The organism is Bordetella petrii (assembly GCF_000067205.1).
GTDB classification, from domain to species: domain Bacteria; phylum Pseudomonadota; class Gammaproteobacteria; order Burkholderiales; family Burkholderiaceae_B; genus Bordetella_A; species Bordetella_A petrii.
Genome location: NC_010170.1, coordinates 24291 through 44829, shown reverse-complemented (window position 1 = coordinate 44829; position 20539 = coordinate 24291). Strand labels below are relative to the sequence as shown.

Annotated in this window: 16 protein-coding genes and 1 riboswitch; of the genes, 9 read left to right on the top strand and 7 right to left on the bottom strand. The window is 67.3% G+C overall.

What is annotated here, in order from left to right; all coding sequences use genetic code 11:
- The first annotated feature begins 171 nt into the window (after nt 1-171).
- The 3 genes from BPET_RS00190 (at nt 172) to BPET_RS00180 (ending at nt 2779) form a co-directional block, all read left to right on the top strand.
- Nucleotides 172-630 (top strand): DUF494 family protein, encoded by a 459-nt coding sequence (locus BPET_RS00190; protein ID WP_012247067.1) that lies wholly within the window; start codon nt 172-174, stop codon nt 628-630.
- A 3-nt stretch (nt 631-633) separates the two neighbouring features.
- Nucleotides 634-1509 carry a tRNA glutamyl-Q(34) synthetase GluQRS gene (gene gluQRS / locus BPET_RS00185; protein ID WP_012247066.1) on the top strand — a complete coding sequence of 292 codons (876 nt, stop codon included), beginning with the start codon at nt 634-636 and terminating at the stop codon, nt 1507-1509.
- 286 nt (nt 1510-1795) lie between these two features.
- Nucleotides 1796-2779 carry an IS110 family RNA-guided transposase gene (locus BPET_RS00180; RefSeq protein WP_012247065.1) on the top strand — a complete coding sequence of 328 codons (984 nt, stop codon included), beginning with the start codon at nt 1796-1798 and terminating at the stop codon, nt 2777-2779.
- A gap of 306 nt (nt 2780-3085) precedes the next feature.
- On the opposite strand, the gene BPET_RS00175 is transcribed toward BPET_RS00180, so the two are convergent.
- The gene (locus BPET_RS00175) at nt 3086-5692 is read right to left on the bottom strand and encodes a GDYXXLXY domain-containing protein (protein ID WP_012247064.1); all 2607 of its coding nucleotides are present in this window, start codon (nt 5690-5692) and stop codon (nt 3086-3088) included.
- Between the two features lie 62 nt (nt 5693-5754).
- Here BPET_RS00175 and BPET_RS00170 point away from each other — a divergent pair, with 62 nt between their 5' ends.
- From BPET_RS00170 to BPET_RS00160, 3 genes are all read left to right on the top strand, one after another.
- The gene (locus tag BPET_RS00170; RefSeq protein ID WP_012247063.1) at nt 5755-8361 is read left to right on the top strand and encodes a DNA topoisomerase III; all 2607 of its coding nucleotides are present in this window, start codon (nt 5755-5757) and stop codon (nt 8359-8361) included.
- Between the two features lie 11 nt (nt 8362-8372).
- Entirely contained in the window at nt 8373-9164 is a 792-nt protein-coding gene (locus tag BPET_RS00165; protein ID WP_012247062.1) for an SDR family oxidoreductase, read from the top strand.
- Between the two features lie 70 nt (nt 9165-9234).
- Nucleotides 9235-10671 (top strand): aldehyde dehydrogenase family protein, encoded by a 1437-nt coding sequence (locus BPET_RS00160; protein WP_012247061.1) that lies wholly within the window; start codon nt 9235-9237, stop codon nt 10669-10671.
- A gap of 514 nt (nt 10672-11185) precedes the next feature.
- On the opposite strand, the gene BPET_RS00155 is transcribed toward BPET_RS00160, so the two are convergent.
- The 5 genes from BPET_RS00155 to ilvB all read right to left on the bottom strand — a co-directional run bounded on the left by BPET_RS00155 (nt 11186) and on the right by ilvB (nt 17156).
- A complete protein-coding gene (locus BPET_RS00155; protein WP_041863328.1) occupies nt 11186-12112 on the bottom strand; it encodes a LysR family transcriptional regulator in 927 nt (308 codons plus the stop codon).
- A gap of 81 nt (nt 12113-12193) precedes the next feature.
- Nucleotides 12194-12988, bottom strand: coding sequence for an enoyl-CoA hydratase (locus BPET_RS00150; protein ID WP_012247059.1), 795 nt, complete (start codon nt 12986-12988; stop codon nt 12194-12196).
- A gap of 7 nt (nt 12989-12995) precedes the next feature.
- Nucleotides 12996-13973, bottom strand: coding sequence for a Bug family tripartite tricarboxylate transporter substrate binding protein (locus BPET_RS00145; protein ID WP_012247058.1), 978 nt, complete (start codon nt 13971-13973; stop codon nt 12996-12998).
- An 82-nt stretch (nt 13974-14055) separates the two neighbouring features.
- Complete coding sequence (locus BPET_RS00140) at nt 14056-15225, bottom strand: CaiB/BaiF CoA transferase family protein (RefSeq protein WP_012247057.1); 1170 nt, start codon at nt 15223-15225, stop codon at nt 14056-14058.
- Nucleotides 15226-15335: 110 nt separating this feature from the next.
- On the bottom strand, nt 15336-17156 hold the full coding sequence (ilvB, locus tag BPET_RS00135; RefSeq protein WP_085970188.1) for a biosynthetic-type acetolactate synthase large subunit: 1821 nt from the start codon (nt 17154-17156) through the stop codon (nt 15336-15338).
- Between the two features lie 93 nt (nt 17157-17249).
- Between ilvB and BPET_RS00130 the strand changes: the two genes are divergently transcribed.
- The 3 genes from BPET_RS00130 to ribB all read left to right on the top strand — a co-directional run bounded on the left by BPET_RS00130 (nt 17250) and on the right by ribB (nt 19331).
- A complete protein-coding gene (locus BPET_RS00130; protein WP_041862583.1) occupies nt 17250-17723 on the top strand; it encodes an Lrp/AsnC family transcriptional regulator in 474 nt (157 codons plus the stop codon).
- A gap of 81 nt (nt 17724-17804) precedes the next feature.
- On the top strand, nt 17805-18287 hold the full coding sequence (locus BPET_RS00125; protein WP_012247054.1) for an SET domain-containing protein: 483 nt from the start codon (nt 17805-17807) through the stop codon (nt 18285-18287).
- Between the two features lie 58 nt (nt 18288-18345).
- A riboswitch (FMN riboswitch) is annotated at nt 18346-18493 on the top strand.
- Nucleotides 18494-18629: 136 nt separating this feature from the next.
- Nucleotides 18630-19331 (top strand): 3,4-dihydroxy-2-butanone-4-phosphate synthase, encoded by a 702-nt coding sequence (ribB, locus tag BPET_RS00120; RefSeq protein WP_012247053.1) that lies wholly within the window; start codon nt 18630-18632, stop codon nt 19329-19331.
- Nucleotides 19332-20001: 670 nt separating this feature from the next.
- Here the strand turns inward: ribB and BPET_RS00115 are convergent.
- Nucleotides 20002-20529 (bottom strand): nucleoside 2-deoxyribosyltransferase, encoded by a 528-nt coding sequence (locus BPET_RS00115; RefSeq protein ID WP_012247052.1) that lies wholly within the window; start codon nt 20527-20529, stop codon nt 20002-20004.
- Nucleotides 20530-20539 lie beyond the last annotated feature (10 nt).

Genomic DNA, 20539 nt, shown 5'->3' with positions numbered 1-20539 from the left:
GGGACGGATCACCGCGCCACGCCGGCAAGCCGTGGCGCGATCCGTTGTATATCGCCAACCCGGGGCAACCTCGTTTGCCCCGGATGACGATTCAGCGTACAGTTAAATGCATGTTTGCTGGTTTGCCGATCTGCGGGCCGACTGGGCAAACTGGCACAATCACTGCGCCATATGTTCGACATCCTCGTTTATCTGTTCGAAAACTACTATACGCCGCAAGCCTGTCCCGCGGCTGACGTTCTCGCCAAGCGCCTCGCGGCGGCAGGCTTCGAGCACGAAGACATCGACGACGCGCTGGGCTGGCTCTACGGCCTGGCCGAAACCACCGAACGCTGCGTCGATCTCGCCCAGGCGCCCAGTTCCGGCATCCGCATCTACACCGACTCCGAATACCAGCAGCTCGGCACCGAATCCATCGGTTTCATCGCCTTCCTCGAATCAGCTGGCGTACTGCCCGCGCCCCTGCGCGAAATCGTCATCGACCGTGCCCTGGCCGCCCCCGAAACCCCGGTGTCGCTGGCCAAGACCAAGATCATCGCCCTGATGGTCCTCTGGAGCCAGGAAGCCGAGATCGACAACCTGGTTCTCGAAGAACTGCTCGACGACGACGGTGCGCGCCGGCTCCACTGAGCCGTGAGCTACGTCGGCCGTTTTGCCCCCAGCCCTAGCGGGCCACTGCACCTGGGCTCATTAGTAGCCGCCCTGGCCAGCTGGCTCGACGCCCGCGCGCATGGCGGACGCTGGCTGCTGCGCATCGAGGACGTCGACACCCCGCGCACCGTGCCCGGCGCGGCCGGCATCATCATGGATCAACTGCGCGCGCTGCAACTGCACTGGGATGGCGACATCCTGTGGCAATCGCAGCGCGGCCCGGCCTACCAGCGCGCCTTCGACGCGCTGGCCGCGCGCGGGCTGGTATATGGCTGCGGCTGTACCCGGCGCGAGATCGCCGATTCGTCGTTGCGCGGCGCGGCCCCCGGCGCCGACGGCGAGCGGCCATACCCAGGCACCTGCCGCCATGGTCTGCCGCCGGGCCGCCAGGCGCGCGCATGGCGCCTGCGCGTGCCGGCCGGCATGGAAACCTTCACCGATCGCTGGTTGGGCCCCCAGCAGCAAGACGTGGCCCAAGCGGTGGGCGACTTCGCGCTACGCCGCGCCGACGGCCTGTGGGCGTACCAGTTGGCCGTCGTGGTAGACGACGCCGAACAGGGCGTCACCGACATCGTGCGCGGCGCCGACCTGCTCAGCTCCACCGCGCGCCAGCGCGTGCTGGCGCGGCTGCTGGGTTTTCCCGCGCCGCGCGTCATGCACGTGCCACTGATCACCGACCCCGCCACCGGCCTGAAACTGTCGAAGCAGAACAGCGCGCCGCCGCTGGACACCACCCAGCCCCTGGCCATGCTGGCGCAGGCCTGGCAGGCCCTGGAATTCCCGCCGTGTCCCGCCGACACGCCCGCCGCCTTCCTGACCCAGGCCACCGCCCGCTGGGCCACCCGCTTCGGGCCGTAGGCGGCGTATTGCATTCACCCTCTCCGATCTCGCCTGCCGCACCACGCCGCGGTGTCTGACACCCTTGTATCTTGAGCGCGGTAGTGATTAGCTATCGCTACTAGCGGATCCGGTGAGTTTGTTCTGACACGGAAAGCCTGGACTTTGTGACGCAGATTAGGCCCCGGATTCGCGCCTCTGAGAGCCGACTGGATGCTGGACGGTAGCCTAGGGCATAGTGACCCTGCATGAACAAGGCAAGTGGGCGCAGTGGGCTTGGGGGCCATTTTACTAGGAGTCCAAGTCGATGTTTTTTCTGGGAATTGACGTCTCAAAGGCCAAGCTCAACTGCGCGCTGGTCGGCGCCGAGGGCGATAAGCGCAAGACCAAGGTGGTGGCTAATACGGTGGCCGGGATTCAGGCGCTGTTAGGCTGGTGCGCCAAGCAAGGCGCGCAGCCCGAGCAGTTGCACGTGGTGCTCGAGCCGACCGGGCCGTACCACGAGCAGGCGGGCACCGCGTTGCATGAGGCGGGGGCCACGGTCTCGATGATCAATCCGGCGCAGGCGCGCGATTTTGCCGGTGCGCTGGCGGTGCGCACCAAGAACGATGAGCTCGACAGCTACGTGCTGGCCCGCTATGGCCAGGCGCTGTGCCCGCCGGCCTGGCAGCCGGCGCCGCTGCACGCGCGGCAACTGCGCGCGCTGCTGGCCCGGCACGAGGCGCTGGCCAAGGATCTGCAGCGTGAGCTCAACCGGCAGGAGAAGGCCCAGTTCGGCCAGTCGCCCGAGCCGGTCACCGGCTCGATCGACAAAAGCGTGGCGTTCCTGACCGAGCAGATCAAGCGTCTGGAGCGCGCGATCAACGACCATATCGACCGCCATCCCGACCTGAAAGAGGACCGGGACCTGCTGACCAGCATCCCGGCGGTCGGCCCACAGACCGGCAACGCGTTGCTGTCGATCATGCATAACCGGCGCATTGAATCGCCGCAGGCGTTGGCGGCCTATCTGGGCCTGGTGCCCGTACAGCGCCAGTCCGGCACCAGCCTGAACGGCCGGCCTCGGCTGTCCAAGACCGGGCCGGCTCGGGTGCGGGCCACCCTGTACATGGCCGCGGTCGTGGCTGTGCGCCATAACCCCCACATACAGGCGCTCTATGCCCGCCTGCTGGCCGCCGGCAAGAGCAAGATGGCTGCTCTCGGCGCCGCCATGCGCAAGCTCGCTCACTTATGCTTCGGCGTGCTTAAAAACCGCACCCCTTATCGCAGCGATTACGCGTTACCCGCTTGACTGCCAAGACGGTATCTGCGGAGTCAGGCACCTGGCATAAGTGAGCCTCTCGCACAGGTGTCAGGCTCCCGCCAGGGTGCCTGACACCGCCCGAGGGCAGCAGCCGCAGCACGCAACGGTGTCTGACGCCTGCGAAATCAGACACCTGACTTGCTCGGGCTTGACGCGCTTCGGCCGTAAACGACATATGCATTCACCCGTCCCGCCCAGCCGGATGCCGCCAGACCGCGCACTAAACGGCACAGCCGTATCCACCCCCTGCAAAATCAAAACACGCCCCCCCTAGTAGGGACGCCGCTCGCCCCGCTACAACGGCTGCCGGTCAGCACCCAGCATGCGCACCAGCAGCCCCGTGCCGTCTTCGCCGACCCGCACTTCGCCATAGCGCGCCGCTGCATAGCGGTCCGCCTGCCCCTCCGGGAAGAAATACGCGTTGGTGACAATACGCACCTGGCCGGACCGCATGCGGTAGCGCAGGGCAATTTCCTGGCTGGCATGCGGCTGCGCGCTGGCCTGGATGCGCGCAACCCGCGCCACGCCGTCGCCGTCGGGCACCAGCACCACGTAGCCATCGGGCACCGGCGCGGCCTCGGGGTCGGCCGCCAGGCGCTGCATGACCTCGTTGCCGGCGGCGAACCGCAGGGCCATGTAATCGCCCTGCATCAGCGAACGCGGATCGACCGGCGCCAGCTCCAGGATGGCGATACGCCCATTGGCCAGCACCGCCTCGCGCTGCCAGATGGCGCCATTGACCACGGCCAGCACCAGCGCCAGCCCGCCCAGCACCACCGCCGTGCGCCAGCGCAGCGCCGCCGGCGCCGGGCCCGTCATGGCGGCGGATGGCTGTTCGGCGGTGCGCATCAGGCGCGGCACCAGCCACACCAGGGCGCGCAGGAAGAACATCAGCAACGCGGCGCCGCCCAGCCACAGGGCCTTGTCGAGCAGCGGCACCTGCAATTGATAGTAATAAACCACCAGGTACGCCAGCAGGCTCAGGCCGCCAAATATCGTCAGGCGCGAGCGGTTCAGGCCAAAGCCCAGCAGCATCCAGGCCAGCGCAAAAGCGATGCCCGGGCTGGGCAGCCAGCACAGCGCCAGGGCCAGCAGGCCCAACGGAACGCCCCACAGCACGCCGGCAGTCAGCAGCCGCCGGCGCGGCCACAACACCGCCAGGGCGCAGGCAACCGGCAACAGCACCGCCGCGACGGTCAGCAGGGCCGTTACCGGGTTCAGCTGCCAGATCACCGGCAACTGCGTCAGCGACACGCCGCCCGCCATCCAGACCATGCCCTGCACGGCCAGCACGAAGGCCCAGGCCAGGGGCAGCAGCACATTGGGCCGAGTGCGGGCCAGCCGGTGGCCCACGCAGAACGCCGCGGCGGCCGTCCAGGCGCCGGCCACCGCCACCGGCAACCAGACGAACGTAGCGCGCACCGTGTCGAAATCGAGCCACATGTCGAGCAGGCCGTCGTTCATCAGCCCAGGCACCAGGCCCAGCCAGATGAGCCCAGCCAGCGCCAGGGCGATCATCCAGGCGCTCAGGAAGCGCAGCAGCGCGTCGGGCGCCAGGGCGTACACCGCCACGCCCAGCAGCAGCACAAAGGCGCAGGCGCTGGACAACGACGCCGACTGCGACAAGCCGAACGCCACCAGTATCTGCCCGGCGAAACCCATGGCCGTGGCGCATTGCCGCCAGAACGGCCCGGCGTCGGTGCGCAGCACGGCCACCGCCGCCGCGCACAGCACCAGGCCCATCACCATGGCCCCCTGCTGGGTCTGGACCAGGCCCGACACCGCCAGGAACAACAGCAGCAACAAAGTGGCCAGCCAGGCGCTCAGGCCCAGCAGGCCCTGCACATACCAGGCCGGGCCCAATTGCGGCTCGGCGTCGGGGTCGGCCAAGCCGGCCACGGGCGTGCCGGGATCGGCCGGCGCCACGGCGTTGCCGGCCGACGCGCCGGCCGGCTCGGCATCGGCCAGCGCGCGGCCCGCGGGCAGCTCGGCCGCCAGCCTGCGCAGCCAGCGCGCGGCCCAGACCGCCTCGGCCATGAGCAGGCCGGCCAGCGGCAAAATGGCCCACACGCCGGGCTCAAGGTTAAGCAGCCATTCGCCCGCCAGACGCATCGACACGCAAATGGCGCCGGCGGCCAGCATGGCCAGGATGAGCAGGTCGCGGCGGGCGCGTTGATAGTAGTACCCCAGGCCCAGCGTTACCGCCACCCAGGCCGCGCCGGTGATCGAACCCAGCCCGCGCAACACGGAATCGCCGAACGTCAGCGCCAGCACCAAGGTGCCGATGATCAGGGCCGCCAGTACGCGCGGCCCGACCCGGGTGCCGGCCCGCCAGCGCCAGGCGGCGCATTCCCAGGCGGCCAGCAGCAACAGGTTCAGGGCCGCCAGCAGCAAGGTGGGCAGGCCGGGGCCGATGGCCCACCAGAACAGGCCCCCGAAGGCTCCTAGATAGAGCAGCGCCGCCACATTGACAACCACCACCCACAGCAGCCACACCGCCTGGCTGGCCGCCACCAGCGCCCACGGCAGCAGCAGCGCTGCCCACCAGGCGAACAGTTCCCAGGTATCGGCGCCGGTCTGGTATGTTTGGCCCAGCAGGGCGAGCAGGGCGCCCAGCAGCAACCCGGCCAGCGCCAGCAACGCCCCCGGGGCATGGCGGCGCGCCCCGGTGGCCGCGCGCAGGCGCCAGCCGGCCCATGCGGCAGCCAGCACGCACACCGCCAGCAGCGCCTGCGCCCCGGCGAAGCGCTGGAACTTGGACATGTCTTGCCAGTTGGCGGCCACCCAGCAGATGACGGCGCTGCCCAGCAGCCAGACGCCCAACCATAGGGTGCCGCGGGCCAGAAATTGCCGCCAAGCGTGCAGTTCCGATCCCGCGTGTCCTGTAGGCCCGACTTGCATGCGGCGAATCTCCCCTCGTATCATCCGCGCTACACCGGCGGGTCTACCGCCACTGGATACCCATGAGCAAAACGCTGATTATTGCCGAGAAGCCCTCGGTAGCCCTTGATATATCACGCGCCCTCGGAGGCTTCGCGCGCGAGGGCGACTATTTTGAAAGCGAACGTTACGTGCTCGCTTCCAGTATCGGGCATTTGCTCGGTCTTGTCGCGCCCAACGATCCCGTCAAGGGCAAATGGAGCTTCGCGCACCTGCCGGTCATTCCGCCCGAATTCGCGCTCGGCCCCGCCGACAAGCGCTCGGCCGAACGCCTGAAGCTGCTGGTCAAGCTGGCCAAGCGCAAAGACGTCGACGCGCTCATCAATGCCTGTGACGCCGGACGCGAAGGCGAACTGATCTTCCGCTACATCATCCAGTACGCGGGCGTGAAGAAACCCATCAAGCGCCTGTGGCTGCAATCCATGACGCAGGCCGCCATCCGCGAAGCCTTCTCGAACCTGCGCGACGACGCCCAGCTCAAGCCCCTGGAAGCCGCGGCCCGCTCGCGCGCCGAGGCCGACTGGCTGGTGGGCATCAACGGCACGCGCGCCATGACCGCCTTCAACAGCAAAGACGGCGGCTTCTTCAAGACCCCCGTGGGCCGCGTGCAGACGCCCACGCTGGCCATCGTGTTCGAGCGCGAAGAACGCATCCGCGCCTTCGTGCCGCGCGACTACTGGGAAGTGCACGCCACGTTCGTGGCCGCCGCGGGCCTGTACCAGGGCCGCTGGATCGACCCCGACTTCAAGAAAGACGAGCGCGACCCCGAAAAGCGCGAATCGCGCCTTTGGTCGCAGGCGGCTGCGCAAAGCGTGGTGGCCGCCTGCCGCGAACAGCCGGGCAGCGTCACCGAAGAATCCAAGCCGTCGACCCAGATGTCGCCGGCCCTGTACGACCTCACCTCGCTGCAGCGCGACGCCAACGGCCGCTTCGGTTTCTCGGCCAAGACCACCCTGGCGCTGGCCCAGACCCTGTACGAACGCCACAAGGCGCTGACCTATCCGCGTACCGATTCGCGCTACCTGCCCGAAGACTACCTGGGCACCGTGCGCGACACCATGCAGGCCCTGGCCAAGGGCGGCTCCAATGCCGTGGGACAGCTCTCGCGCCATGCCGACACCATTGTGGCGCAGAGCTGGGTCAAGCCCAACCGCCGCATCTTCGACAACAAGAAGGTGTCGGACCACTTCGCCATCATTCCCACCCTGCAGATCCCGCACGACCTGAGCGAAGCCGAGGCCAAGCTGTACGACCTGGTGCTCAAGCGCTTCCTGGCGGTGTTTTTCCCGGCCGCCGAATACCGCGTCACCACCCGCATCACCGAAGTGCAGGGGCACCGCTTCAAGACCGACGGCAAGGTGCTGGTAGCGCCGGGCTGGCTGGCCGTTTATGGCAAGGAAGCCCAGGGCGAAGACGCCAACCTGGTGCCGGTGGCCGACAACGAAACCGTGCGCACCGAAGACGTCGAGGCCGTGGGCCTGTCCACCAAGCCGCCGGCCCGCTACAACGAAGCCACGCTGCTGTCCGCCATGGAAGGCGCCGGCAAGCTGGTCGACGACGAAGAACTGCGCGAAGCCATGTCCGAGCGCGGCCTGGGCACGCCGGCCACCCGCGCCGGCATCATCGAGGGCCTGCTGGGCGAAGGCTACCTGCGCCGCGAAGGGCGCGACCTGGTGCCCACCGCCAAGGCGCGCCAGCTCATGACACTGCTGTCGGGCCTGGACGTCACCGAACTCACTTCGCCCGAACTCACCGGCGAATGGGAACACAAGCTCAAGCAGATCGAGCAAGGAGGGCTGGACCGCGAAGCCTTCATGCGCGAGATCGCCCAGATGACCCAGGTCATCGTCAAGCGCGCGAAAGAATACGAGCGCGACACGGTGCCCGGCGACTACGCCACCCTGCAAACGCCCTGCCCCAAGTGCGGCGGGGTGGTCAAGGAAAACTACCGGCGCTATGCCTGCACCCAGTGCGACTTCTCCATCGGCAAGCATCCGGGCGGGCGCACCTTCGAACTGCCTGAAGTCGAAGAACTGCTGGCCAAGCGCGAAATCGGCCCCCTGCAGGGCTTCATCAGCAAGATGGGCCGGCCGTTCGCCGCCATTCTGCGGATCAGCGACGAATACAAGCTGGAATTCGATTTCGGCCAGAACGACGATGACGACAGCGAACCGGTCGATTTTTCCGGCCACACGCCGGTGGGCGCCTGCCCCAAGTGCAGCTCGCGCGTGTTCGAGCATGGCCTGAGCTACGTCTGCGAAAAATCGGTCGGCCCCGACAAGACCTGCGACTTCCGCTCAGGCAAGATCATCCTGCAGCAGGAAATCTCGCGCGAGCAGATGCACAAGCTGCTCACCGACGGCCGCACCGACCTGCTCGACGGTTTCGTCTCCAGCCGCACCAACCGCAAGTTCAAGGCCTTCCTGGTGCGCCAGCCGGACGGCAAGGTGGGCTTCGAGTTCGAGCCGCGCGCCGCCAAGACGGGCCGCGCGCCCGCCAAGACAGCATCCAAGACCGCCACCAAAACCGCCACCAAGACGGCAACCAAAGCGGCATCCAAAACCGCGGCCAAGAAGGCCGCGCCCAGGAAAACCGCCGCGAAGAAGGCGCCCGCCAAGAAAAGCGCCTGAAGCCGCTCGCCATGACCGCCGTCCCGCCCACCCAAGCCTACCTGCAGCAGTTCTCGCTGGCGGGCCAGGTGGCGCTGGTCACCGGCTCGGCGCGCGGCCTGGGGCTGTGCATCGCGCGGGCGCTGGCCGGTTGCGGCGCGCATGTGCTCATCAATGGCCGCAATGCCGAGTCGGTGCAGAGCACCGTCGCCATGCTGCGCAACGACGGGTTGGCGGCCTCGGCCCTGGCCTTCGACGTCAGCGACGACGAGGCCATGAGCCGCGCCTACGCGCGCATTGACGCCGAGCACGGCCGCCTGGACGTCCTGGTCAACAACGTCGGGGCGCGCAATCGCAAAACCCTGCAGGCCATTTCGCCGGCCGAGATCCGCGCGCTCATCGACACCGACCTGGTGGCCGGCATGCTGCTGGCCAAGCTGGCCGCCGAGCGCATGGTGCGCCAGGGCTCGGGCCGCCTGATCGCCATCACGTCGGTGGCCGGCGAGCTGGCGCGGGCGGGCGACGCCGTCTACCCGGCCGCCAAACAGGGCCTTACCGGCATGATGCGCGCGCTGGCGGCCGAATTCGGCCCCTTGGGCATTACCAGCAATGCCATCGCGCCCGGCACTTTCGCCACCGAAACCAACGCGGCCTACGTGGCCGACCCCGCGGTGCACGACCCGATGGCGGCCCGCAACCCCATGGGCCGCTGGGGCCGGCCCGAAGAAATCGCCGGCGCCGCCGTATTCCTGGCCTCGCCGGCAGCCTCGTATGTCAATGGCCAGGTGCTGGCCGTAGACGGAGGCCTGTCCATCCTGTTCTAGCGCCGGGCCCAGACGCCGGGCCGAACAGCCTGCCTACCATGATGCAACGACACTCCAGAGGTTCATCGGCATGAAGCAGCATTTCATCGACAATCGCGCAGTTCCCGGTTCCTCGGGCGAATCCATTCCGGTGCTGGACCCGTCCACCGGACAGCAGTACGACAGTATTGCGCGCGGCAACGCGACCGATATCGACCTGGCCGTGCAAGCCGCGCGGCGCGCCTACGACGAAGGCGCCTGGGGCCGGCTGACCGCGGCCGAGCGCGGCCGCCTGATGCTGAAGCTGTCGGTCAAGATCCTGGATTGCGCCGACGAACTCACCGACATCGAATCGCGCGACTGCGGCAAGCCCACCAAGCAGGCCCGCGCCGACGTCACGGCGGTGGCGCGGTACTTCGAATACTACGGCGGCGCGGCCGACAAGCTGCACGGCGAAACGCTGCCTTACCAGAATGGCTACACCGTGCTGACGCTGCGCGAGCCGCACGGCGTCACCGGGCACGTCGTGCCCTGGAACTACCCACTGCAGATCTTCGGGCGCAGCGTGGGCGGCGCGCTGGCCGCCGGCAACGCCTGCGTGGTCAAGCCGGCCGAAGACGCCTGCCTGTCGCTGCTGCGGCTGGCCGAATTGGCGGCCGAAGTGGGTTTCCCACCGGGCGCCATCAATATCGTCACTGGCTACGGCCACGAGGCCGGCGACGCGCTGACGCGGCACCCGGGCATCGACCACATCTCGTTCACCGGCTCGCCGCGCATCGGTGTGCTGGTCACCCAGGTGGCGGCCGAGCGCCACGTGCCGGTCACGCTGGAACTGGGCGGCAAGTCGCCGCAGATCGTGTTCGGCGACGCCGACCTGGACGCGCTGGTGCCGGTGGCCGTCAACGCCATCGTACAGAACGCCGGCCAGACCTGCTCGGCCGGCAGCCGCCTGCTGGTCGAACGCAGCGCCTACGACCGCGTGCTTGAGCGCCTGTCGCAGGCCTTCTCGGCCCTGCGCGCCGGCCCCGCCACCATGGACCTGGACTGCGGGCCGCTGATCCGCAAGACGCAGCAAGAACGCGTGCAGAACTTCCTGAAAGCCGCCGCACAAGACGGCATCGCCACCGCCGCGCAAGGCAAGATCGCCGACGGCGCGCCCGCTGAAGGCTACTACCAGGCGCCCACGCTGCTCGACAACGTGCCGGTCGACCACCGCCTGGCCCAGGAAGAAGTGTTCGGTCCGGTGCTGGCGGCCATCCCGTTCGACGACGAAGCCGACGCGGTGCGCATTGCCAACGCCACCGAATACGGCCTGGCCGCCAGCGTCTGGACGCGCGACGGCGCCCGCCAGCTGCGCATCGCGCGCAAGGTGCGCAGCGGCCAGGTGTTCATCAACAACTACGGCGCGGGCGGCGGCATCGAACTGCCGTTCGGCGGCGTCAAGGCCAGCGGCCACGGCCGCGAGAAGGGCTTCGAAGCGCTGTACGGTTTCACCGTGCTCAAGACCATCTCGATCAAGCACGACTGAGCAGCCACGCCAGGTGCCTGATTTCCACAGACCAGGCATCTGACTCTGACCGATCAGGTGTCTGACTCCCGAAGGGTGTCAGACACCGAAGCAGGCAACGGCTGCCTCACCACCACGGGGTCAGGCACCTGCGGAGCCTGACCCCTGGCCAAGCACCTGATCTTCGCACGCCAAGTGCCCGACTCTCACAGACCAGGCATCTGACTCCGCCCGATCAGGTGTCTGACTCTGACCGATCAGGTGTCTGACTCCCGAAGGGTGTCAGACACCGAAGCAGGCAACGGCTGCCTCACCACCTCGGGGTCAGGCACCTGCGGAGCCTGACCCCTGGCCAAGCCCCTGATCTTCGCACGCCAAGCGCCCGACTCCCAGAGACCAGGCATCTGACTTTGACAGACCAGGCATCTGACTCCGCCCGATCAGGTGTCTGACTCCCGAAGGGTGTCAGACACCGACGTGGGCAACGACTGCCCTCAACCTCGGTGTCAGGCACCGATGCGGACCCACGGTTATCTCACTCCCGCCAGTTCTTCCCGGTGCGGGCCGCGACCACTTGCGGGTCGTGCAGCAGCACTTCGGCGAACTGGCGCACCAGGCCCGAAGGTTCGGCATCCTGCCGCGTGACCAGGTGCAGGTCGCGCAAGGCCCAGCCATCCTGCAAGGCAATGGCCATAATCGCGCCCTCGCGCGCCAGCGGTTCGGCAACGCTGGCCGGCACGACCGCCACCCCCACGCCGGCGCTCACCAGGTACAGCACCGAACTGAAATCGTGCGCATGCACGCGCACACTGACAGACTTGCCCAGCCGCTCGGCCTGCGTCTGCACGAAATGGAAATTGCTGCTGGCCCGGTCCATGCACACCTGCCCGTGCGCCAGCACCTCCGCGTAGGCGACGCTGGCGCGCTGCGCCAATGCATGGTCGGCGGGAGCCGCGCAGACGAGGCGGTCGATGGCATAGAGCTCGCAACGCAGGTCTGCGTCGTCGACCTTGCCCGCGCAGATACCGATATCAGCCTCGCCGCGCTGGATCTTGCCCGCGATGGACAGGCTGTCCTGCTCTTTCAGGTTGACGTCGATATGCGCGTTTGAAATCAGGAAGCGCGCCAGGCTGGGAATGATGAAGCCATTGAGCGAACTACTGTTGGCCAGCAGACGCACGCTGCCCTTCAGGTTGCGCGCATAGGCGCTGACTTCGGTCTGCATTGCCTGCAAGTCGTCCAGCACGATGTCGACATGGCGCGCCAACGCCTCGCCGGCCGGCGTCAGGCTCATGCCCCGGGCGGATCGCACGAACAGCGGGCTGCCAGCCGCATACTCCAGGTTCTTCAGGCGGTAGCTGGCCGAAGGCGCCGTCATGTGCATCATGGCCGCGCCGGCGGACAAATTGCCCGCCTGCAAAATGGCCTTGAACAGGCGCAGGTCTTTCAGCTCATACGACATCGATTCCTCCGTGTGCGCCGGGTTGCGGGCAGGGCGGAACAGCCGTCCGGGGCCGCCGCGCGGCGGCCCCGCCATGCCGGATCAGGCGCCCGTCTTGCGCGCCTTCTCGTCCAGGAATGCACGCATATAGCGCCCCGGCTCGCCCGTGTCGAACGCCGCACCGAACTCCAGCACGCCGTTCTGCAACGAAACGTCCAGCGGCTCGTCTTCCCACTCGCGCAGCAGGCGCTTCTGCTGGGCCAGCGCACGCTGGCCCAGCCCGGCAAGCATACTCGCTACGCGCTCGACTTCGGCGTCCAGCCCGGCCGCCGGCACCACGCGGTCCAGCAGGCCCCAGGCCTCGGCCTGCCGCGCGTCGGCGATTTCCCCGGTCAGCAGCATCCAGTTCGCGCGTGCCTTGCCGACCAGCCGCGGCAACAGCGCGGCATGAATGATGGACGGCACGCCGACCTTCACTTCGGGCATGCCCATGCGGGCCTGGTCAGAGGCGATGCGCAGGTCGCACGACAGCGCCAGCTCCATGCCGCCCCCCAGGCACCAGCCAGGAATGCGCGCGATCACCGGCGCGCGCAACAGCCGCACCCCGTCGCACAATTGCCGCAGGCGGTCGATGTACGCAATGGCGCTGGCGTGGTCGAAGAACGCCATCTCCTTGATGTCGGAACCCGCCACGAAGGCCTTCTCTTGCTCGGCGCGCAGCACCAGCACCTTCACGTCGTCGCGCTGATCGATGTGCGCCAGCATGGCGATCAGGCTTTCCACGACGGCAGCGCTCAGAATGTTCAGTTTGCCCGCGTCGCGGATCTCCAGCGTGCCGACGCCGTCGTCCCGCAGCGAAAAAGCGGCGTGGGCAAGAGTGGGAATTTCGATGGCCATGGTGTACCTAGAGTTTTTCGAAACCGATGTCGTTCACGACTTTCTGCCACACGGCGTTGGACCGCTTGATCATGCCGGCAAACTGCTCGCGCGAGGTGTAGTCGGGCACGGCGCCCAGGCGTTCGATGTCGGCGGCCACTTTCGGGTCGGCCAGGGTCTGCTTCACAGCCTGGTTCAATTGGTCGAGCACGGCGTCGGGGGTGCCTGCCGGCGCAGCCAGGCCGAACCACGAAGGCGTGTTGAGTTGAGGATAGCCGGCCTCGGCGTAAGTGGGAACATCGGGCATGCTCTCGATCCGCTTGGGCGAGGCCACCGCCAGCGCGCGCAGTTTGCCCGAAGCCAGAAAGCCGGCCGACGAAGGCAGGTTGTCGAACACCACCTGCACCTGATCGGCCATCAGACCCACCAGCGCGGGGCCCAGTCCCTTGTACGGCACGTGCAGCATCTTCGTGCCGGTCGAGCTCAGGAACAGTTCGCCAAACAAATGGCTGTAGCCGCCGCTGCCCGACGAGCCGAACGAATAGTGGTCGGGGTTGGCCTTCAGGCGGGCGATGAGCTGGTCAAAAGTCTTGATGTCAGAATCGCCGGGCACGTCCAGCACGCCGAGCACATTGGCCAGGTTGCTGATGGGCGCGAAATCCTTGACCGGATCGTACTGGGGCTTGGCGTGCACGCTGGGGTTCACCGCGTGCGAGCTTTCCACCGCCATGACCAGGGTGTAGCCGTCCGGCCGCTCGCGCGCCGCGTAGCCGCTGCCGACCGCGCCGCCCGCGCCGGGCTTGTTCACCACCACTACGGTCTGCCCCAGCAGTTCGCCGAGCTTGGGGGCGACCACCCGGGCCATGAGATCGGTGGTGCCGCCCGGCGCGTACGGCACGATCAGCGTAACGGGGCGGTCCGGATAGGCGGCGCGGGCCGTAGCGCCGGCGGCACAAAGCGCCAGCGCTGCGGCGGTAGCGGCGACCCCGCGGAAGGTCATCTTCATTTCTTGTCTCCTGTATCGTGCTGCAAGTCGAGTTGTGAAAAAAAACGATGCCGCGGCGGCCATGGCTGCCATGGCCGCCGGTTCAAGGCTCGCCCAATATCTCGCGCGTGTGCTCGCCCATCAGGGGCGGAGCGCGCATCGGCGAGGTATCTTCGCGGCCCAGCATGGGGTTGCGCACCAGCGGAATATCGCCGAAGCGGGGATGCGACGCGTGCTTGAGCATTGCGCGATGCCGCACCTGCTCATCGGCGAAAACTTCGTCCAGCCCGTTGACGGGGCCCCATGCAATACCGGCCGCCTCCAGGCCGCTGGCCCAATAGGCGCGGTCTTGCGTGGCGATGATCCGGCTGAGCGTCTCGCGCAGCGCGGGCATGTTCTGCACGCGCGCCGCATTGGTGGCAAAGCGCGGGTCTTGCGCCAGGGCGGGCTCGTCGCACAGTGCGCAGAACTTGGCGAACTGGCTGTCGTTGCCCACCGCCAGGATGAAAAACCCATCGCGCGCCGCAAACACCTCGTAAGGCGCCAGATTGGGATGCGCGTTGCCGCTGCGCTTGGGGTTGCGGCCGGACACCAGGAAATTCGCCCCCTGGTTGGCATTGATGGCCACCGCGACGTCCAGCAGCGCGATATCCAGGTGCGCTCCCTGGCCGGTGCGGGTGCGCTGCAGCAGCGCGGCCAGCACGGCCGACGTGGCGTACATGCCCGTGGAGATGTCCACCACGGGAATACCCGCGCGCAAGGGCCCCGCGCCGGGTTCGCCGTCAGCGATGCCGGTGTGGCTCATGAGGCCGCCCATGCCCTGGAAAATGTAGTCGTATCCGGGTTGCGCCGCGCGCGGGCCATCTTGTCCGTAGCCGGTGATCGACACATACACCAGGTCGGGCCGCAGCGCCTTCAGGCTGTCGTAGTCCAGCCCATACCGCTTGAGCGTGCCGCTCTTGTAGTTCTCGACCAGCACATCGCAGGTGGCCAGCAGTTTCAGCAGCGCGCGCTGCCCCTGCGGCTGCGAGAAGTCCAGGCAGATCGAGCGCTTGTTGCGGTTACAGCACGTGAAATAGGCCGACAGTGCCTCTTGGCCATCGCGAGACTGCAGATACGGCGGCCCCCACTTGCGCGTGTCGTCGCCCTGCCCGGGGCGTTCGACCTTGATTACGTCGGCGCCCAGGTCGGCCAGGTTCTGCGTGCACCATGGCCCGGCCAGGATGCGCGACAGATCCAGCACGCGAATATTGTCCAGCGCCCGGCTCAGCACATTGTCTCCTCGGTCATCGTCATTGCGTGACCGGGAGTCTAGGAAGCGCCCCTCGGCGCGTCCAGTTCAAATGTTCTAAGGCAGCGTTCGAAACGCTCTAAGCCGGGAAATCAGGCCGTATCGTCCTCGTACCAGACGCCATCGGCCAGCATCATGCGGTGATGCCCTTCACCGGCCGGCATCATGGGGAAGCAGTTTTCCTGCGCCGCCACTGCCACGTCCAGGAAATACGGCCCCGGGTGCGCCAGGCATTGCGCCAGCGCCTCATCCAGCCGCGCCGGATCGTCGACCCGCGCGGCGCCCCAGCCGAACGCCTTGGCCAGCGCCACGAAATCGGGCAGCGACGCGTTGTAGCTGTGGCTGTAGCGTCCGCCGTGGATCAGCTCTTGCCATTGCCGCACCATGCCCATGTAGCCGTTGTTGCACAACACCACCTTGACCGGTGTTTCGTGCTGCATGGCGGTCGATAGTTCCTGGATGTTCATCAGCACCGAAGCATCGCCGCTGACGCACACCACGGTCTTGTCCGGATGCGCCACCTGGGCGCCGATGGCCGCCGGCACGCCGTAGCCCATGGTGCCCGCGCCGCCCGACGTCAGCCAGCGGTTGGGGCGATCGAAACGCAGGTACTGCGCGGCCCACATCTGGTGCTGGCCCACATCGGTGGACACGATGGCATCGCGGCCGGCCAGCGCGGCGTTCAAACGCTGCATCAGGTGCTGCGGCAGAATGGCGTCTTGCGCCGGCGGGCAGGCCAGGCAGTCTTTGGCGCGCCAGGCGTCGATGCGCCGCCACCAGCCGGCCAGGCGTCCGTCGGGCAATGGCAGGGCCTCCAGCGCGCCGCGCAGGGCCTCGATCAGCGGCAGGCAGTCGCCCACCAGCGCCACGTCGACGCGCACCACCTTGTTGATGGAAGCCGGATCGATATCGATGTGGATCTTGCGCGCATGCGGGCAGAACTCGGCCAGTTTGCCCGTGATGCGGTCATCGAAGCGCGCGCCGATGCACACCACCAGGTCGGCATGGTGCATGGCCATGTTGGCTTCCAGCGTGCCGTGCATGCCCAGCATGCCCACGAACTGCGGGTCCGAAGCCGGGAAGGCGCCCAGGCCCATCAGCGTCAGCGTGCAGGGCGCGCCCGTGTGGCGCACCAGTTCAGTAAAGGCCTGGCAGGCCTGCGGGCCGGAATTGACCAGGCCGCCGCCGCCATAGAACACCGGCCGGCGCGCCTGCGCGATCAGCGCCGCGGCGCGGCGCACGGCGGTCTGCGGCAATTTCAGCGGCGCCTTGCCGGCCTGCCGGCGCGCGCGCAGCGCCGCCAGCCGCTGGTTTTCCAGCGCCTGCGGCGCTTCGGCCTGCAGCGGCCGGGCCAGCTGCACGTCTTTCGGAAAATCCACCAACACCGGCCCGGGCCGGCCCTGGCGGGTCAGGTCGAAGGCCCGGCCCACCACGGTAGCCACGTCTTCGGCGGCGCGAACCTGCGTGTTCCACTTGGTGACCGAGCGCGAAATCCCCATGGCGTCGCATTCCTGGAATGCATCGGTGCCGATGGCCGAGGTTGCCACCTGGCCGCTGATGCACAGCACCGGAATCGAGTCGCACATGGCGTCGAGCAGGCCCGAGGTCGTGTTGGCCATGCCCGGCCCCGAGGTCACGAACACCACGCCCGGCCGCCCGGTCGTGCGCGCGTAGCCTTCGGCCGCATGCACCGCTGCCTGTTCGTGGCGCACCAGCACATGGCGCAGGCGCGGTTCGGCGTACAGCGCGTCGTACAGCGGCAGCACCGCGCCGCCCGGATAGCCGAACACCGTGTCGACCCCGCGTTCGATCAGCGTATCGAGCAGAATCTCGGCGCCATTGCGGGCAGAAGGAGTGTCGTGGCGCAAGGCGGCGAGGGCGGAGGCGTGCAGGCGGTCATTCATACTGAATATGGTATGCCCTTCTACAAAGAAGATTTCTCTTCTTTTCTACGTTTTCCCCGGTTTTCCAGTAAATTTGTCTTTCTTTACCCGGAAACCAAGAAAATGAAACTGGACAAGTTCGACCTGGCCATTCTCAAGGCGCTGCAACAGAACTCCCGGGCCAGCCTCAACGAAATCGGCGCCGAGGTCGGGCTGTCGTCCACGCCCTGCTGGAACCGCATCAAGCGCATGGAGTCGGCCGGCGTCATTCGCGGCTATACCGTCGACATCGACCCCGCCTCGCTGGGCTTCATGGACACGGTCATCGTGCACATCACGCTGGAAAGCCACAGCGAAGAAACGCTGTACGAGTTCGGCCGCGCGCTGGCGCAGATTCCCGAAGTGCTGGAAGCCTTCCTGGTTTCGGGCGATTACGACTACTACATCCGCATCGCGGTGCGCGATACCCGCGACTACGAGCGGCTGCTGCGCGAGCAGCTCTACCGCATCCCGGGCATCCGCCACAGCAAGTCCTGCTTCGTGCTGCGCCGCCTGAAAGAAACCCAGCTGCCGCTGAGCCCACCACCCGCCGAATGAATCCGCCGCCTGTCATCACGGCGCGCGCCCCGCACCGATATAATCGCCGCTGCCTTGCCATATGCCTTCCAGCCCTCATTCATGACCACTGCTGCTGATCCCTCCAAGCCCTGGCACGTCGTGCGCCGCTCCAAGCTGCATGGCAACGGCGTGTTCGCCGCGCGCAAAATCCCCGCCGGCACGCGCATCATCGAATACAGCGGCAAGCGCATCAGCGCCAAGGAAGCCGACCGCCGCCACCCCACCAACCCCGACGATCCGTTCCACACCTTCTTCTTCTCGCTCAGTTCGGGCCGCGTGATCGACGGCGGCGACGACGGCAACGACGCGCGCTGGATCAACCATTCCTGCGAGCCCAACTGCGAAGCCCAGGAAGGCCGCCATGGCAAGCGCGTCTACATCACGGCGCTGCGCGACATCGCCCGCGGCGAAGAACTCTTCTACGACTACGGGCTGGTGCTCGACGGCAAGATCACCAAGAAGCTCAAGGCTGCCTACCAGTGCCTGTGCGGCACGCCGTCCTGCCGGGGCACCATGCTGGCCCTGAAGAAAAAGAAGAAATAGGGCGCCGTCGCGCCGGGCGTACAATAGCCATGGCCGTGCCATCCGCGCGGCCATAGCAGTACGTCTTCAGGGCGGGGCGAAATTCCCCACCGGCGGTAAGCCGCAATGCGGCAAGCCCGCGAGCGCCCGGCCAGCCTTGGCCGGGGTCAGCAGATCTGGTGCGATGCCAGGGCCGACGGTCATAGTCCGGATGAAAGAAGATGTGCCTGCCCATTCCCGCCAGCAGGCGGGGTGCGCGCCGCGGCGGCCTGCCGGGGCGCCCCCTGTGCATGCGGGGCGTGGGCCTGGCTGTCACAAGCCCTGAAACGTTTTTCGCCAACTATCACTTGCGAGAGCGTTTCAATGTCCTCCGTCATTTCTTCTGTACCTTATCTTCCCCCCGACCTCACCGCACAGCCGTTCGAGGCCCGCTTGGCGCGCGCGCTGCACCACATGCGTCTGGGCCGCCCGGTCATCCTGATGGACGACTTCGACCGCGAGAACGAAGCCGATCTGATCGTCGCCGCCGACAAACTCACCGTGCCCGTCATGGCCCAGCTGATCCGCGACTGCAGCGGCATCGTCTGCCTGTGCCTGACCGACGACACGCTCGAGCAGTTGCAGCTGCCGCCCATGGTGGCCCGCAACGAAAGCCGCTACAGCACGGCGTTCACGGTGTCTATCGAAGCCCGCCACGGCGTGTCCACGGGCGTGTCTGCCGCGGATCGCGTCACCACCATCCGCGCGGCCATCGCCCCGGGCGCGCAGGCCGCCGACATTGTCAGCCCCGGCCATGTGTTTCCGTTACGGGCCCAGCCGGGCGGCGTCCTGGCGCGGCGCGGCCACACCGAAGGCTCGGTCGACCTGGCCGTACTGGCCGGCCTGCGCCCGGCCGCCGTGCTGTGCGAACTGATGAACGCCGACGGCACCATGGCGCGCGGGCCCAGCATTGCCCGCTACGCCGCCGAGCACGGCCTGGTGGCGCTGACCATCGCCGAACTCGCCATGCACCGCCAACGCCTGGCCGCCCAGGCCCCGGCGCAGCCAGCCCTGGCTGAGGCCTGAGTCCGGCTGTCTCAGACCAGGTGTCTGATTTCCCGAACGATGAACTTGGCTGTCTCAGACCAGGTGTCTGACTCCGAAGGTGTCAGACACCGCACTATTGAAAAACCCCTACACGCTTCGGTGTCAGACACCGCACTATTGAAGAACCGCCACACACTTCGGTGTCAGACACCCTGCGGGAGTCAGACACCTGCCGAGACCCGTCCTGGTTCGGCATTCGGGTGCCTGATTCCCGAGGGATGAGCCTGGCTGCCTCAAACCAGGTGTCTGACTCCGAAGGTGTCAGACACCGCACTATTGAAAAACCACCACACACTTCGGTGTCAGACACCCTGCGGGAGTCAGACACCTGGCGAGACCCGTCCTGGTTCGGCATTCGGGTGCCTGATTCCCGAGGGATGAGCCTGGCTGCCTCAGACCAAGTGTCTGACTCCGAAGGTGTCAGACACCGCACTATTGAAGAACCGCTACACACTTCGGTGTCGGACACCCTGCGGGAGTCAGACACCTGGCGAGACCCGTCCTGGTCTGGCATTCAGGTGCCTGATTCCCGAGGGATGAGCGTGGCAGTCTCAGACCAGGTGTCTGACTCCGAAGGTGTCAGACACCGCACTATTGAAAAACCCCTACACACTTCGGTGTCAGACACCGGCCGCCAGCCGGCCCGGCGTCAGGGTTCGCGCGCGCCTGGTGCGCCGGTGCCCAGCGCCTGCTTCATGTGTGCCAGGCATTGCGTGGCGTCCCCGCTAATCACCGTGGCGCTGCAGGCCAGCATCAGGTTCAGGCTCAGCCCGAAGTCTTCCACCGTATAGCCCTGCGCGTCGACGTGGCGCGGCGGGTCGTCGGCCTGGGCCACGGCCAGGCGCTGCACCAGCGAGTCGGCGTGGTCGGTATACGCCCACACCGGCTTGCCCAGGGCCACCGCATAACCCACCTCGAACGCCGTGCCCGAGTCGGGCTCGGCGCCGCGGAAGGCATTCAGGTTGGCCATCACCGCGTCGGCCTGGCGAATCAGCGCCGTGTTGGCTTCATAGATCCACTGCGCCAGCGCACGGCCCGGCAAGCCTGCCGGCGCCTGGTTATCCAGCGGATACAGGCCCTCGAAACCATGGTTGCGGCATTGCAGCTTCAACCAGGCGCCATGCGCCAGCGCGTCCGCGCGGAACACATCGAAGCCAGCCAGGTAGACGGTTTTCATGGCGGGGCGG

Coding starts and splice junctions, on each gene's coding strand:
- BPET_RS00125 (WP_012247054.1), top strand. CDS start 17,805: ATGACCACTGCTGCTGATCCCTCCAAGCCCTGGCACGTCGTGCGCCGC.
- BPET_RS00175 (WP_012247064.1), bottom strand. CDS start 5,692: ATGCAAGTCGGGCCTACAGGACACGCGGGATCGGAACTGCACGCTTGG.
- BPET_RS00155 (WP_041863328.1), bottom strand. CDS start 12,112: ATGTCGTATGAGCTGAAAGACCTGCGCCTGTTCAAGGCCATTTTGCAG.
- BPET_RS00145 (WP_012247058.1), bottom strand. CDS start 13,973: ATGAAGATGACCTTCCGCGGGGTCGCCGCTACCGCCGCAGCGCTGGCG.
- BPET_RS00115 (WP_012247052.1), bottom strand. CDS start 20,529: ATGAAAACCGTCTACCTGGCTGGCTTCGATGTGTTCCGCGCGGACGCG.
- BPET_RS00150 (WP_012247059.1), bottom strand. CDS start 12,988: ATGGCCATCGAAATTCCCACTCTTGCCCACGCCGCTTTTTCGCTGCGG.
- BPET_RS00130 (WP_041862583.1), top strand. CDS start 17,250: ATGAAACTGGACAAGTTCGACCTGGCCATTCTCAAGGCGCTGCAACAG.
- BPET_RS00180 (WP_012247065.1), top strand. CDS start 1,796: ATGTTTTTTCTGGGAATTGACGTCTCAAAGGCCAAGCTCAACTGCGCG.
- BPET_RS00170 (WP_012247063.1), top strand. CDS start 5,755: ATGAGCAAAACGCTGATTATTGCCGAGAAGCCCTCGGTAGCCCTTGAT.
- BPET_RS00160 (WP_012247061.1), top strand. CDS start 9,235: ATGAAGCAGCATTTCATCGACAATCGCGCAGTTCCCGGTTCCTCGGGC.
- BPET_RS00165 (WP_012247062.1), top strand. CDS start 8,373: ATGACCGCCGTCCCGCCCACCCAAGCCTACCTGCAGCAGTTCTCGCTG.
- ribB (WP_012247053.1), top strand. CDS start 18,630: ATGTCCTCCGTCATTTCTTCTGTACCTTATCTTCCCCCCGACCTCACC.
- BPET_RS00190 (WP_012247067.1), top strand. CDS start 172: ATGTTCGACATCCTCGTTTATCTGTTCGAAAACTACTATACGCCGCAA.